This window comes from Solihabitans fulvus, from assembly GCF_008386585.1.
Lineage (GTDB): Bacteria > Actinomycetota > Actinomycetes > Mycobacteriales > Pseudonocardiaceae > Solihabitans > Solihabitans fulvus.
This window is the reverse complement of sequence record NZ_VUOB01000013.1, coordinates 17,581-32,086: the sequence shown is the minus strand read 5'-3', so window position 1 is coordinate 32,086 and position 14,506 is coordinate 17,581. Positions and strand designations below refer to the sequence as shown.

Sequence of the window (14,506 nt, the reverse complement as noted above, 5' to 3'; positions counted from 1 at the left end):
TTACTTCTTCTGCCAGGTCTCGGCGTTCCAGGTGACGCCACCCGCGTAACCGATGTAGCTGACCGGCCCGAAGTTGGGAACGTTCGCGGCAAAGTCGGACAGCTGGAACAGCGGCAGGCTGTGGTAGTCGTCGTGCATCTTCTTGTCGACGTCGTTCAGCATGTCGACGCGCTTCTGGAAGTCCAGCTCGCCGTTCGCCGCCGCGTACTCCTTGTCCACCTCGGGGTTGGAGTAGTTGTTGTAGTTCGACGTGCCACCGGCGGACTTGGTGGCGTAGTTGCCGTACGAGGACGACTTGACCGGGTTGCCGACCCACGCGAACAGCGCGGCGTCGAACTCGCTGGCCGGGAGGCGCTTGTCGTTGAAGTCGGCGGACTGGTCGTCCTGGATGTCGATGCCGGCTTCCTTGCACTTCGCCTGGACGAGGCGAACGGTGTCGGCACGACGCGGCACGACCTTGTGGCCGAGCTTGAAGGAGACCTTCTGGTCGCCCTTCGCGTAGACGCCGTCGCCGCCCTGCTTGTAGCCGGCGTCCTCGAGGGTCTTCTTGGCCGCGGCGGTGTCACCGTTGCCCACGTCCGAGTAGTGGTCCTGGTAGCCCTGCTCGTTGGGCATGAACATGAAGTTGCCCAGCGGCTTGGCGTTCGGGTTGACGTCCTTGACCAGGTTGTCGATCAGGCTCTGGCGAGGCACGCACTGGAAGATGGCCTTACGCACCGCGGCGTCCTTGAACAGCGGGCGGGACATGTTCAGGTCGATGTGCTCGTAGGTCAAGCCGGCGTCGACGTAGGCCTGGAGCGAACCGTCGTTGCGGACGGCCTGCACCACCGCTGACTCCGCCTGCGGAGCGGCGACCTGCACCTCCTTGTTCTGGAGCTGCTGAATCGCGGCCTGCGAGTCGGAGTTGGTGCGGATGGTCAGCTTGGCCGGACCGGGCTTGGCACCGAAGTACTTCGGGTTGCGCACCAGGACCGTCTGATCCTTCAGGTCCGAGGAGTCGATCATGTACGGGCCGCCGGAGAGGTCGACGTCCTTGCTGAAGCCCTTCCAGCCATCGGTCCAGAACTTCGCGGCCTTGTCCACGGAGGGCTGGTCGGCGTCGGTCACCTTGGTGATGTCCGGGATGCCGGTCTTGGCCTCGAGGACATGCGCCGGCAGGATCGCGTCGTTGCCGATGATCGAGAACAGCGACCGGTAGTCAGCGTAGGGCTTGCTGAAGGTCGTCGTGATCGTCTTGTTGTTGTCGGCCAACTCGAACTTGCTGACCTGGTCGTAGCCGGTCGGCGCGGAGTCGAAGCTCGTGCCGGCGTCACCCGTGCTGGTGCTGGTGCTGGTCTTCACCTTGCTGGTGGCGGCGAACCACCGCAGGTAGAAGTCCTTGCCGTCGATCGGCTGGCCGTCGGACCAGACCGCCTCCTTGCGGACCTTCCACTCGACGACCATCGGGTCCTTGGACTTGACGGTCACCGAGTCCATCAGGTCGCCGTCGAGCATGATGACCTGCTTGCCGTCCACGACGTTCACCACGAACGGCGACGGCAGAACCTGGTTCAGGATGTAGACGCTCGACACGTTGTTCGCGGCGCCGGTGTAGTTGTTGTAGTTGTGGAAGTTCTCCTCCACGGCCACAGCGACGTCACCGATGTCGGACACCGTCGGCCGCTTGAAGACCTGGTCCGCACCACCGATCTGTCCGGGGTTCAGGTTCTGCGACGAACCACCTGACCCGCTGCCGCCGCTCCCGCCGCTGCCACACGCGCTCAGCAAGAGCGCGGCGCCAGCCAACAACGCCAGCCCGGAGGCTGCTTTGGATCTCCTCATCGACACGTGCCCTCCTAGCACACGGTGGACGTCAGTCGGTTTGACTTCGTCCACCCGAAACCGTGGTGTGCCAAACGCGCCCCGAGCGACACACCGTGGCAGCACGGTAGGAAGCTCCTGCCAGGCGGGTCACTGGTCCTAGGCCGATCGTGACCAAAGGGTGACACGCTGGTAGCAGCTTGCAACACCCTGGTTACCGGCCGGGAGCGTTCGTTCACCGGACGCCGAGAATACTGTCAACGATGAGGACACCGAGCATCGCCCGCCAACGAGCCCAGACAACGGCTCAGCGGTTGGCACGCCGCCAGTTCGGGGCTCCGCTGAACACGCCGGCGAGGGGTGCTCCAGTGTCCACACCGGACACATCCTGCCGCACCGCGAGCAGGTCGGCGATTTGGAACAACGGCACCGAAACGGCCTGCTGCCACAGCACCGGCTCGACCTTCGCCAGCGCGTCGGACAGCAGCATCTCGCCGGTCAGGGCGGCGTCGATGGTGGGTTGAAGGGCCTGGTCACAGGAGCCGGAGAGGTTGCCAGGCACCTGCGTCGAGGCGTCCGGCAACGCGGCCCGGCAGCCGAACTCGGTGGCCAGCAGCGCGGCGGGATCGCCAGCGTCGACGGACGGGACGACGGCGAGGTCGACCGACCCGTCGCCGTCGACGCCGTTGTCCGCCTGGGTCCTGGCCAGCTGCTGGCCGTAGAGCTGGTCGCCGGAGACGGCGTTCAGCTTCGCCTGGATGCCGACCGCGGCGAGCTGGTGCTGCACCTGGGCCGCCAGGCTGGCGTAGGGCACCCGATCCGACTGCACGGCGAGGTTGAGGGTCAACACCTTGCCGTCCTTGGCCCACAGGCCGTCCAGCCTGGCGTATCCGGCCTCCGTCATCAGCCGGTCCACGGCGGCGAGGTCCTGGGCGGCGGGCGGCGCGCCCTGCGGGATCGTCGCCGCGTAGCCCGACCTGGACGGGAACGCGACCTGGGCGTCGGCCCGCAGCTGCGCGGACGGCCCGTTGCCGGTGCCGACGGCGATCAGCGAGTTGCGGTCCAGCGCGGCGACGATCGCCGAGCGGACCCGCAGGTCCGTCAGCCTCGGGCTGACCGGCCGCAACACCAGCCTGGCGACCTCCGGCCTCGGCACCGGCTTGACGGTCAAGGGCGCCTTCGCGCTGTTGATCAGGTTCACGGCGATGGCGTCGGCCCACACCACCGCGGCCTGGTTGTCGCCGTTGCCGAGCGCGTCCGCCGTCTGCCTCGGGTCAGCCTTGCGCAGAACCACCCGATCGAGTGGCACGGGCTTGTCCCAGTAGCGGTCGTTGCGCTCCAGCTGGATCTCGCCCCGGTCCCGGTCGAGGGTGCGGACCGCGAACGGGCCGCCGGTCGCCGGGAAGGAGTCCGCCAGCACCGCGGGCCAGCCGCCGGGGGCGTCCTTGAGCAGGTGCGCCGGCATCAGGCCGCCGAACAGCGACCGCCAGCCCGGGTAGGGCTTGGCGAAGGACACCTCGACGGTCTTGCCGCTGTCCCGCGAGGCGATGTTGGAGATGAGCCGGTAGCCGGCCGGGTCGACCACGCCGGGTTCGCTGCGCATGTGCTGCCAGAGGTAGACGAAGTCCTCGGCGGCGATCGGCGCGCTGTCCGACCACGCCGCCTCCCTGCGCAGCGTGTAGCTGACCGTGTACGGCTCGGTCTTGGTGACCTGGGCGGACAGCATCAGGGTGGTGTCGAGCTGGGGGTTGCCGTCGGGGGCGATGCGGAACACCGAGGGCAGCAGCAGCGAGGACAGCGCGGTGGTGACGGTGGACTGATCAGCCAGGGTGTGCGGGTTGTAGCCGCCGACCACCGAGTCCATGCCGACGACGATCTGGTTGAGCTCGGACGCCTTGGTCGGCGTGGTCCGCGCCACCGGCGAGGACACCAGCGGCGGTGGCGGCGCGTTGGAGCAGCCCGCGACGGCCAGCGCGGTCAGGAGCGCCGCGATCGGGGCCAGCCTGTGCCTGCCCCCACGCGTCGTTCGTCCCGGTCGTGCAGCCGTCCCCCCGGACCAGCCCACGCAGGCCACCTCCCGTCGTGATCACCCCGGCAATGCCGCCCGCGCGCGGGACAGGCAACCGTGATGTCACCACGAGATTGCCAGACAGCGTCGAAAGCGCATCCGCGGCCCCTCGGCAGGAGCGCACGGCCCAAAACGGACGGGGCCCGCCCGTCCAGGTAAGTGGACGTGCGGGCCCCGGTCCGGGTTCCGGCTTTGTTACGTAACGCAGCTCTCAGCCAGCGAGCCCTACTTGGCGTCGCGGACCTTGGACCTGGCGCGCTCGCGGCCGCGCAGGTTGCTGTCCAGCACGAGCTTGCGCACGCGGATGACCTCGGGGGCCACCTCGACGCACTCGTCGGAGGCACAGAACTCCAGGGCCTCCTCAAGCGACAGCTTGCGGGGACGGGCCAGCACCTCCGTCACGTCGGCGGAGGAGGAGCGCATGTTGGTGAGCTTCTTCTCGCGGCAGACGTTCACGTCCAGGTCCTCGGACCTGGGGTTCTCGCCGACGACCATGCCCTCGTACGCCTGGGCGGTCGGTTCGACGAAGAAGGTGCCTCGGTCGGCCAGCTGGATCATCGCGTAGCTGGTGATCGCGCCCGCCCGGTCGGACACCAGCGAGCCGGTGTGCCGGGTGCGGATCTCGCCGGCCCACGGGAAGTAGCCGTCGAACACCGCGTTGGCGATGCCGGTGCCCCTGGTCTCGGTGAGGAACTCCGTGCGGAAGCCGATCAGGCCGCGCGACGGCACGACGTAGTCCAGCTTGACGCGGCCGGTGCCGTGCCCGTCCATGTGCTCCATGCGGCCCTTGCGGGCGGCCAGCAGCTGGGTGAGGCCGCCGAGGTGCTCCTCGGGGGCGTCCACGGTCAGCCGCTCGAACGGCTCGCACAGCTTGCCGTCGATGGTGCGGGTGACCACCTGCGGCTTGCCGACGGTGAGCTCGAAGCCCTCGCGGCGCATCTGCTCGACCAGGATGGCCAGGGCCAGCTCGCCTCGGCCCTGCACCTCCCAGGTGTCCGGGCGCTCGGTCGGCAGCACGCGGACGCTGACGTTACCGATCAGCTCCGAGTCCAGCCGGGACTTGAGCAGGCGGGCGGTCAGCTTGGTGCCGCCGCCGCGACCGGCCAGCGGCGAGGTGTTCACACCCATGGTCATCGAGATCGCCGGCTCGTCCACGGTGATCCTGGGCAGCGGCTCGGGGTTCTCCGCGTCGGCCAGCGTGTCGCCGATGGTGATATCCGGGATGCCCGCGATGGCGACCAGGTCGCCAGCGTGCGCCTCCTCGGCCGGGATCCGCTCGAGCGCCTCGGTGATCAGCAGCTCGGTGATGCGGACGCGCTGGGTGGAGCCGTCCTCGCGGCACCAGGCCACGGTCTGGCCCTTGCGCATCTGGCCGGCGTGGATCCGGCACAGCGCGATACGGCCGAGGAACGAGGACGCGTCCAGGTTGGTGACCAGGGCGCGCAGCGGGGCCTTCGGGTCGCCGGTGGGCGGCGGCACGTGGCGGAGGATGGTGTCGAACAGCGGGTCGAGGTTCTCGCTGTCGGGCATGCCGCCGTCGTCGGGCTGGCTCAGGCTGGCCTTGCCGGCGCGGGCCGAGGCGTAGACGACCGGGAGGTCGAGCACGGACTCGTCGGCGCCGACCTCGGTGGCCAGGTCGAGCAGCAGGTCGTGGGCCTCCTCGACGACCTCGGCGATGCGGGCGTCGGGTCGGTCGACCTTGTTCACCACGAGCATCACCGGCAGGCCGGCGGCCAGGGTCTTGCGCAGCACGAACCGGGTCTGCGGCAGCGGGCCCTCGCTGGCGTCGACGAGCAGCACCACGCCGTCCACCATCGACAGCGCGCGCTCCACCTCGCCGCCGAAGTCGGCGTGGCCCGGGGTGTCGACCACGTTGATGGTGACCACACCGTCGGGCGTCTGGCGACGCACGGCGGTGTTCTTGGCGAGAATGGTGATGCCCTTCTCGCGTTCGAGCTCGCCGGAGTCCATCACCCGGTCGACCAGCTCGGCCCGGGCGGCGAACGCACCGGACTGCCGCAGCATGGCATCGACCAGGGTCGTCTTGCCGTGGTCGACGTGCGCGACGATCGCGACGTTGCGCAGGTCGGTCCGAAGCTGCGCGGATGATGCCTGGACCGACGCGGTGGCCGTGGGCACGCGGGACTCCTAGAACTGGAAGACAGGAAGAGGGGGCTCCGGCGGAAACACCGCTCGTGGCCCTACCAAGGGTACCGGTTTGGCGACCGTTATCACGCAGTTGCCGCAGTGAGGTCAGCCTCACCCGTTTGTGAGGCCAGCCTCACCTATCCTGACAGGGCAGTCAACCCCTCAGGAGCCAGGCAGTGGGCAAGATCAAAGTGAAGAAGAAGTGCTGCCGGTCCCAGCCGCGCTGCGCACGGTGCCCGGTGCTCGCGCTGAAGGCGACGAGGGACAAGGCCGCTCGGAAGGCGGCCAAGAAGGCCGATAAGAAAGCCGCGAAGAAGCACAAAGCGGGCAAGAAGTCGCACTGACCTTCGGTTGCGAACGCCTACCGGTGCGAACGCCTGCCGGTGGTTCGGGGCCCGCCTACCGAGGACGTGAGCCGCGGCCGGGTGATCGGTAAGCGGGCACTGGTTCGTCGATCCGGTCCGTTCACACCACGGGCGAGGCCTCGTTGACCCTGGCCAGCTCCGCGGCCGTCATCGTCGCGTGGAACTCGATCACCTCGTAGTCGGCGAGGTGCTGGACGGCGAAGGGGTCGGTCGCCAGCAGGGCATCCAGCTTCCCCCTGGCCATGGGCCTGGCGATGATCACGCCGCCGACCCTGGGTTGCCGCCGACCCGAGGCAAGGAAGTACCCCGCGTCGTACTGGCGCTTGAGCCACTCGACGTGGTCAGGCAGCGCGTAGTCGATCTCGTCGAGCGGCTTGGTGTAGGTGATCAGCACGATGTACATGGTTCGACGGTAGCCCCGTGCCGGCCCCGAAACACGGTATGCTGCTTGGCTATGCGCAGTCTTCACACGTTCTGGTGGGCCGTCGACCGGCGGCCCTGAGACTGTGCTCTGACTCGACCACAGGCCGCCCGATGAGGCGGCCTGTGGTGTTTCTGCGGGGCAGCTCCCTCGGGTGGTCGCGAACCAGCCCGGAAGGACCTTCCAATGACCCGCCTGTCCGCCATCACCCCGTCCGGCCACGTGCAGTTGGGCAACTACCTCGGGGCCGTACGCCGCTGGGCCACGCAGGGCACCGAGCAGGACGTGTACTTCATCAGCGACCTGCACGGCATGACCACACCGCACAACCCGCAACGGCTCCGATCGCTGACCAGAGAACAGCTTGCCGTGCTGCTCGCGGCCGGCGTCGAACCGCGCAGCGTGTTCGTGCAGTCCGATCTCGTGCGCGAACTCGGCGCGCTCACCTGGGTGCTGGAGTGCACCTGCACCTACGGCGAGGCCGCCAGGATGATCCAGTTCAGGGAGAAGGCGGCGGGGCAGTCTTCGGTGCGACTCGGGCTGCTCACCTATCCGGTGCTGATGGCCGCGGACATCCTGTTGCAGGGGGCCGACGAGGTGCCCGTCGGCGAGGACCAGGCCCAGCACGTCGAGTTGGCCAGGGCGCTGGCCAGGCGGTTCAACGGCACCTACGGAGAGGTGTTCGTGGTGCCGAACCCGGTCACGCCGCCATCGGCCGCGCGGGTGCGGGACCTGTCCGACCCGAGCCGCAAGATGGCGAAGTCGGCAGAGGACTCGGCCGGGGTGGTCTTCGTGCTCGACCCGCCGGAGCTGGTCGAGCGCAAGGTCCGACGGGCGGTGACCGACAACCTCGGGCAGCTCAGGTACGCGCCGCAAACGCAGCCGGGACTGGCCAACCTGTTGGAGATCCTGGCCGCGTGCACCGGCAAGGCGCCGGCCGAGCTGGCCGACTCGGTCGGGTCCTACGCCGAGCTGAAGAACGCGGTCGCCGAGGCCGTGGTCGAGGAGCTGCGCCCGATCCGGGCGGCGACCATGGCGTTGCTCGACGATCCGGCGGAGCTGGACCGGATCAGGGCTGCCGGGGCGGTTCGGGCGCGGGAACGATCGCAGCACCGGCTCGCCGCCGCGTTGCGGCTGTCCGGCATCGGCTGAAGGTCGGCTGGCGGTTTCGGTGTCGTGGATCTGCCAGCGTCGGGTCCGCGACATCGAACACCGTCGCAGCACCGGCTCGCCGCCGCGCTGCGGCTGTCCGGCATCGGCTGAAGGTCTGCTGGTGGTTTCGGTGTCGTGGATCTGCCAGCGTCGGGTCCACGACACCGAAACCCGTCGCGGCTCGGTGGACGGGCCTCAGGTGCGACCGGAGTTTGCTCCGAGGAGTTCGCGCAGCGCGGGCAGCAGCACCCGGTCGGCGGGCAACCAGTCCAATTCGGACAGTTCGCCCGCGTCGATCCACCGCACCGCGCGGTGTTCGCGCGCCGATGGCTCGGCGTCGTCCACCAGCTCGGCCGCGTACACGCGCAGCAACAGCGCCTCCCGCAGCGGCAGATCCGGGCCGACCGGCTCGCCGGGCCGCACCCGCACGCCCAGTTCCTCGACGCACTCCCGGACGACCGCGTCCCGCTCCGACTCCCCCGGCTCGACCCGGCCGCCCGGCAGCTCCCACCGTCCCGCGTGGACGGCGGGAAAACCGCGCTGCTGCGCCAACAACCGTCCCGCGCGGACGATCGCCGCGCCGACCACGACCCGGCCGAGCGCCAGGTCTTCCGCGCGCCGCCGCGCGCCGGCGACCAGTTCGGTCAGCAGCCGCAGCATTGCCCGCCGCACCACCGTGATGTTCGCCAGCCTGCCGAGCGCCCCCGCCGGGGAAACCCACTCCGCCGACAACACCAGCAACGTGTCGGCTCCGGTCGGCACCAGCTCGGCGTGCACGTCGAGCGACCGCAGCGGACCGCCGACCAGCCGCAGCGCGACCTGCCGCTCGTCCGCCCGCACCACCCGCAGCCGCAGCCGACACGCCGACAGCTCGTCGCCTGGCGCGAGGACGGTGCTGTTCGCGTCACCGCTGCCGTTGGCCCCGCCGCCAACGCTGTCGGCGAGCCGGAGCCGCACGCCGGCGCGGGCAGCCGAGGCGACCACCTGCCCGCCGTCGAGCAGTGCGGCGGCGACGGTTCTCGGCGGGGCGTCGACCAGCGCGGTCGATCGAAAGACGGACACCTCACCGATCTTTCCAGGATCGCGTCAGAACGCCGGCCAGCGCACCTCGAACCGGGCCCCGCCCTCCGGGGACTCCCCGGCCCGGACGGTGCCGCCCCGGCGCCGCACCATCTGCGCCACCAGCGCGAGCCCGAGGCCCGAGCCGCCGGTCGACCTGCCCCGGTCGTCCTCGACCCGGTAGAACCGGTCGAACACTCGCTCGCGGTGCTCCGAGGGCACGCCGTGGCCGTCGTCGTCGACCAGCAGCCGCACCTCGCGCCCCGCCGGCAGCACCGACACCCGGACGGTCGCCTCGGCGTAGCGGACGGCGTTGCGCAGCAGGTTGGTCACCACCAGCTCGACCTCGGCCGGGGTCGCCTGCACCAGGCACGCCGACAGCGGCGCGTCCAGCCGGACGCTCGCCGCGTCCTGCCGCTCGATCACGGCCGTGGCGATCAGCACCAGGTCGACCGGCTCCGCCCTCGGCAGCTCGCCCGCGTCGGCGCGCGCCAGCCTCAGCAACGCGTCGACCAGGTCGGACAGCCGCTCCGACTCCTCGACCACCGACTCGAGCACCTCGAGGGAGAAGTCCGGGTCGGGATGCGCGACCGCCACCTCCGCCTGCGCGCGCACCGAGGCGACCGGGTTGCGCAGCTCGTGCGCGGCGTCCCCGGTGAACCGCCGGAGCCGCTCGGTGGCCACGTCCCGGCGGATCAGCAGGGCGTTGAGTTCCTCGGCCAACGCCCGCAGCTCGTCGCGCGCCTCGGGAATCGGCAGCCGCTGGCCGGTCGGCAGCGCACCTGCCGCCACGCGCATGCGCTCGACCGGCCGCAGCGAGGACCGCACGGCCAGCCAGGTCGCGAGGCCGACCAGCGCCGCGACCAGCATCGCGGCCAGCGCCAGCCAGCGGGTGCCGCGGTCGATCGAGCCGTAGAAACCGACCACCCCGGCTCCCGCGGCGACCAGCCTCGGCGTGCCGTTCTGGGCGATCGCCACCCGGCCGAGCCAGCGGTAACGGGTGTTGCCGACGTCCTTGAGCACCGACTCGCCGGCCAGCAGCGCGCGCACCTCCCTCGGCTCCAGCGGCGGGCTCGGCCTGCCGTCCAGCGGCTCGCCCGCCGTGTTCAGCAGCCGCAGCTGGCCGCCGAACTGCTCCTGCGGCAGCGGCTGGCCCGCCTCGACGCTGGCGACGGCCGCGGCCAGGTTGGGCTGGAGCACGTCGTCCGTCGCGTCGATCATGACCGTGCCGATGATGCTGCCGTTGAGACCGGTCACCGCGAGCAGGCACAGCAGCGTCGCGCCGGTCGCCACGACGGTGATGCGGAACCGGAGGGTGCGGCGCAGCCACCAGCCCCTCGGTGATTGCCTCATCGTCGCGGTGCCCCGCCGAGCCGCGTCGCCCCGCCGAGCGCGGCGTCCAGTTCGGGGGTGGACGCGATGTAGCCGTGCCCCCGGACCGTGCGCACGACCTCGCCTGCGCCGACCGCCTCCAGCTTGCGCCGCAGGTAGCCGACGTAGACCTCGACGGCGTTGCGGGTGGCCGCCTGCTCGTCGCCCCACACGATGCGCAGCAGCTCGTCCTTGGTGACCACGGACCCCGCCCGGCCGGCGAGGACGTCGAGCACCGCGTACTCGCGGGGGCTCAGCGCCACGGGCGCGCCGCCCCAGCTGACCTCGCGCACGGACTGGTCGACGACCAGCTCGCCGAGCCGCAGCCGCCGCCGGCCGCCGCCGGTGGAGTGCCGCCGCAGCAGCGCCCTGACCTGCGCGACCAGCACGACGAAGGAGAACGGCTTGACGAGGTAGCCGTCCGCGCCGAGGTCGAGGCCGTCGGCCTGGTCGACCTCGCCGTCCTTGGCCGAGAGCATCAGCACCGGGGTGCGCACGCCGTCGGCGCGCATCCGTTGCAGCACGCGGTATCCGGACAGGCCCGGCAGCATGATGTCCAACAGCACGACATCGAACGCGCCGGTCAGCGCCACGCGCAGCGCGTTGGGTCCGTCGGCGGCGGTGACCACCTCCATGCCCTCCGCGGCGAGGCCGCGCTCAAGCGCCCTGCGCACTCCGACCTCATCGTCTACAACGAGCACCCGTGGCCTCACGCCCCACAGCATGCCGCCCACCACCTCGAATCCGCGCGCCCTCTCAGCGCGATCTCAGCTTCTCAGCGCCATCTCAGCTTGGGGTGGGCAGGCTTTGTGATGTCGGCGGCATCGAGCCGGCCGACAGGAGGAGGGGACAAACGGATGAACAACAGGAAGGTGACGCTGGCCGTGACGGCCGCGGGTGTGGTCGCCGGGGTCGTCGGGCTCGGCATCGTGGCCAACCCGGCCGGCGCGGGCCCGGCTCCGACGCTGCCGAGCGTCAGTGCCGAGTCGCTGGTGCAGTCGGTGCTCACCGCGAAGCCGGCCGCGTTCGCCGGCTCCGTCGAGGTGACCAACAACCTTGGGCTGCCGGCGCTTCCCGGCATCCCGCTGACCGCCGACGGCGTCAACAAGGCGCGGGTGTGGTCGGACGGCCAGGGCAGGGCGCGGCTGTCGCTGCCGTCGGCGCAGTCCGAGCAGGTCTTCGTCGAGGACGGCAAGACCGTGTGGTCCTACGACTCGGCCAAGAAGACGGCCACCAAGTCGACCAAGGACGCCGCCAAGGATGGCGCCGGCAAGACGCCGCTCGACCAGCACGGCGACCGCGCGGCGAACCCGGTGACGGCGGCCGCCGACCTGATCACCGAGCTGCGCAAGACCAGCAACATCGCGGTCGACGGCACGGCGACGGTGGCGGGTCGTCCCGCCTACGAGCTGGTGCTGTCGCCGAAGCCGGACGAGCGGACGCTGCTGCGTGAGGTGCGCGTCGCGGTCGACTCGGAGCTGCGGATCCCGCTGCGCGCCGAGGTGCTGACCAACGGCACCAACGAGCCCGCCGTGCAGGTGGCGTTCGCGGATCTGACCGTCGGGAGCCAGGACGCGAGCCTGTTCACGTTCACGCCCCCTGCCGGCACGAAGGTCGAGGACAAGAACCTCACCGCGAAGGACCGCAAGACCGCAGAGGAAGCGAAGGACCAGGTGTCGCCGCAGGTCGTCGGCGACGGCTGGGACACCACGCTGGTCGGCCGCGTGCCGGCGGGCCTCCTGTCCGGGAACGCCACGGCGCCCAACGGGTCGACCAAGCACAACGGCCAGAACCCGGCCGCGCTGCTCAAGCAGTTCGGCATGCCGGTCAGCGGCGCGTGGGGCAGCGGCATCAAGATCAGCACCAAGGTGGGCACCGGACTGCTCACCGACGACGGCCGGTTCGCCGTCGGTGCGGTGCCGGAGCAGGTGCTGTACGAGGCCATTGGACAGGTCAAGTGACCGTCGAGGCCAACGAGCGGGCGGGGGTGGAGTCGGCGGTCGCCGGCTCCACCCCCGCCCGCGTGCTCGCTGCGCGGACCAGGGGGCTGCGCAAGACCTACGGCAGGACGGTCGCGGTCGACCGGGTCGATCTCGACCTGCCGGAGGGCGCGGTGCTCGGCATGCTCGGCCCCAACGGCTCGGGCAAGACCACCACGATCCGGATGCTGCTCGGGCTGACCCAGCCGACGGCGGGCGAGGTCGAGCTGCTCGGGCACGCGCTGCCCGGCGGGGCGGGGCACGCGCTGCCGCACGTCGGCGCGCTGGTCGAGGGGCCCGGCTTCCACCCGTTCCTGTCCGGCAGGGAGAACCTGCGCCGGGTGGGGGCGGCGGAACCGCTGCTCGCCACCGGCTCGATCCGCAAGGCTGTGGACGATGCGCTCGAACGGGTCGGGCTGGCCGCCGCGGCCGGCCGTAACTACCGGGGTTACTCGCTCGGCATGAAACAACGACTCGGCCTCGCCGCCGCGTTGTTGGTGCCGCGCAGGCTGATCGTGCTCGACGAGCCGACCAACGGCCTCGACCCGTCCGGCACCCGCGAGGTCCGCCAGGTGATCGCCGACCTGCACGCGGCAGGCGCCACGGTGCTGGTCTCCTCGCACCTGCTCGCCGAGGTGGAGGCGACCTGCACGCACGTCGCCGTGCTGCACCAGGGCACCGTCGTCGCGCAGGGCGAGCTGGCCGAGCTGTTGCAGGCGGGCAGTCCCGCGCTCCAGGTGTCCACCGAGGACATCTCGACGGCGCTCAACGCCCTGCGGGCGGCCAAGGTCTCGGCCCGCGCCGAGGGCGATGGCCTGCGGGTGGAGCTGACCGGCACGACCGCGCCGGAGGTGCTGCGGACGCTGGTGCAGGCGGGGGTCGCGGTGCAGGAGGCCCGCCGGCACCGGGCCGGGCTCGAGGAGCTGTTCGCCAGGCTGACCGAGTCGGAGCCGGCCGCCATCGACGCGGAGGAGCCGAGATGACGGCGACATTGGCCGGCACACCGGCGACTGACACATCTGTGGCTTACACATCTGCGGCCTACACATCTGCGGCTCACACATCCGCGACTGACACATCCGCAGCTGACACATCCGCAGCTCACACATCGGCGGCTGACACATCTGCGGCCTACACATGTGCGGCTCACACATCCGCGGCTCACACATCTGCGGCTGACATATCTGCGACCGTCACATCGGCCATATCGGCCACCGTCACATCGGCGCGGACCACCCACCGGACACCAGCCGCCATCGATTCAGGGGAGCCAGCATGACGGCGACATTGGCCGAGGCGTCGGCCCCGACCGAGGGCCGCGCGCCGCGCGCGCCGCTGACCCGGCTGCTGCGGTCGGAGCTGCGGTGGGTGCTGCGCCGCCCGAGGACGCTGATCGGGCTCGGCCTGCTCGGGCTGGCCCCGGTGGTGATCGGGATCGGCATCTCGCTCGCCACCGGTTCCGGCCGGAACGGACCGGACGCGCTGTTCGGGCTGTTGAAGGGCAACGGCCTGCTGCTGCCGCTGCTCACGCTGTTCCTGTCGATGCCGCTGTTGCTGCCGCTGGTCGGCGCGATGTCGGCGGCGGACGCGCTGGCCGGCGAGTCGGCCAACGGGACGCTGCGCGGGCTGCTGTTGGCCCCGGTCAGCCGGGTGCGGCTGCTCGGCGTGAAGGCGTTCGGGGTGGCCACGGTCACGCTGATCGCGGTCGCGATCATCGCCGTGGTCGGCGCGATCGCGGGGCCGCTGCTGCTCGGCGGGACGTCGATGCTGACGCTGTCCGGGACGACGCTGACAGTGCTGCCGAGCCTCGGCCGCGTCCTGCTCGCCGTGCTCTGGGTGACCGTGCAGATCTGGGCCGTCGGCGCGATCGCGCTCGCGATCTCGGCCTGCACCGAGCACCCGCTGATCGCGATGGCGTCCACGCTGGCCGGGCTGATCGTGTGCACGGTGCTGGAGAGCATCAGCAGCCTTGGCTGGCTGCAGCCGTACCTGCTGCCGGACAGCTGGGGCTCGATCGTCGACCTGGTGCGCGACCCGCTGGACATGTCGAGCCTGACCACCGGCACGTGGCGGGCGGTCTGCTACATCGTGGTCGGCCTGTCGCTGGCCACCGCCCGCATGGCGACGAAGGACGCCTGACGCG

General features: G+C 70.8%; 12 protein-coding genes. 5 read left to right on the top strand and 7 right to left on the bottom strand.

The features are described from left to right. From F0L68_RS08480 to typA, 3 genes are all read right to left on the bottom strand, one after another. Positions 1-1,821: an ABC transporter family substrate-binding protein gene (locus F0L68_RS08480; protein ID WP_149848925.1), complete on the bottom strand. Its 1,821-nt coding sequence runs from the start codon at positions 1,819-1,821 to the stop codon at positions 1-3. A gap of 286 nt (positions 1,822-2,107) precedes the next feature. Beyond that, a complete protein-coding gene (locus F0L68_RS08475; protein WP_223198604.1) occupies positions 2,108-3,865 on the bottom strand; it encodes an ABC transporter family substrate-binding protein in 1,758 nt (585 codons plus the stop codon). Positions 3,866-4,093: 228 nt separating this feature from the next. Further along, a complete protein-coding gene (gene typA, locus F0L68_RS08470; RefSeq protein WP_149848924.1) occupies positions 4,094-6,007 on the bottom strand; it encodes a translational GTPase TypA in 1,914 nt (637 codons plus the stop codon). Between the two features lie 185 nt (positions 6,008-6,192). On the opposite strand from typA, the gene F0L68_RS42235 reads away from it, so the two are divergent. Beyond that, on the top strand, positions 6,193-6,360 hold the full coding sequence (locus F0L68_RS42235; protein WP_188316459.1) for a hypothetical protein: 168 nt from the start codon (positions 6,193-6,195) through the stop codon (positions 6,358-6,360). Between the two features lie 121 nt (positions 6,361-6,481). Here F0L68_RS42235 and F0L68_RS08465 read toward each other — a convergent pair whose 3' ends face one another. Continuing rightward, positions 6,482-6,784, bottom strand: a complete 303-nt coding sequence (locus F0L68_RS08465; RefSeq protein WP_149848923.1) for a YciI family protein — start codon at positions 6,782-6,784, stop codon at positions 6,482-6,484. A 204-nt stretch (positions 6,785-6,988) separates the two neighbouring features. Between F0L68_RS08465 and trpS the strand changes: the two genes are divergently transcribed. Next, positions 6,989-7,954 carry a tryptophan--tRNA ligase gene (gene trpS / locus F0L68_RS08460; RefSeq protein ID WP_149848922.1) on the top strand — a complete coding sequence of 322 codons (966 nt, stop codon included), beginning with the start codon at positions 6,989-6,991 and terminating at the stop codon, positions 7,952-7,954. A gap of 195 nt (positions 7,955-8,149) precedes the next feature. On the opposite strand, the gene F0L68_RS43415 is transcribed toward trpS, so the two are convergent. The 3 genes from F0L68_RS43415 to F0L68_RS08445 are packed head-to-tail and all read right to left on the bottom strand — an operon-like array spanning position 8,150 to position 11,109. Next, positions 8,150-9,016, bottom strand: a complete 867-nt coding sequence (locus F0L68_RS43415; RefSeq protein ID WP_149848921.1) for a (deoxy)nucleoside triphosphate pyrophosphohydrolase — start codon at positions 9,014-9,016, stop codon at positions 8,150-8,152. Positions 9,017-9,040: 24 nt separating this feature from the next. Further along, the gene (locus F0L68_RS08450) at positions 9,041-10,366 is read right to left on the bottom strand and encodes a sensor histidine kinase (protein WP_149848920.1); all 1,326 of its coding nucleotides are present in this window, start codon (positions 10,364-10,366) and stop codon (positions 9,041-9,043) included. Continuing rightward, positions 10,363-11,109, bottom strand: a complete 747-nt coding sequence (locus F0L68_RS08445; RefSeq protein WP_149848919.1) for a response regulator transcription factor — start codon at positions 11,107-11,109, stop codon at positions 10,363-10,365. The genes F0L68_RS08450 and F0L68_RS08445 overlap by 4 nt, the downstream gene beginning before the upstream one ends. A 132-nt stretch (positions 11,110-11,241) precedes the next feature. On the opposite strand from F0L68_RS08445, the gene F0L68_RS08440 reads away from it, so the two are divergent. From F0L68_RS08440 to F0L68_RS08430, 3 genes are all read left to right on the top strand, one after another. Continuing rightward, a complete protein-coding gene (locus F0L68_RS08440) occupies positions 11,242-12,345 on the top strand; it encodes a LolA family protein (RefSeq protein WP_149848918.1) in 1,104 nt (367 codons plus the stop codon). Then, positions 12,342-13,346 carry an ABC transporter ATP-binding protein gene (locus F0L68_RS08435; RefSeq protein ID WP_149848917.1) on the top strand — a complete coding sequence of 335 codons (1,005 nt, stop codon included), beginning with the start codon at positions 12,342-12,344 and terminating at the stop codon, positions 13,344-13,346. The genes F0L68_RS08440 and F0L68_RS08435 overlap by 4 nt, the downstream gene beginning before the upstream one ends. A 292-nt stretch (positions 13,347-13,638) precedes the next feature. Further along, a complete protein-coding gene (locus F0L68_RS08430; RefSeq protein ID WP_149848916.1) occupies positions 13,639-14,502 on the top strand; it encodes an ABC transporter permease in 864 nt (287 codons plus the stop codon). Positions 14,503-14,506 lie beyond the last annotated feature (4 nt).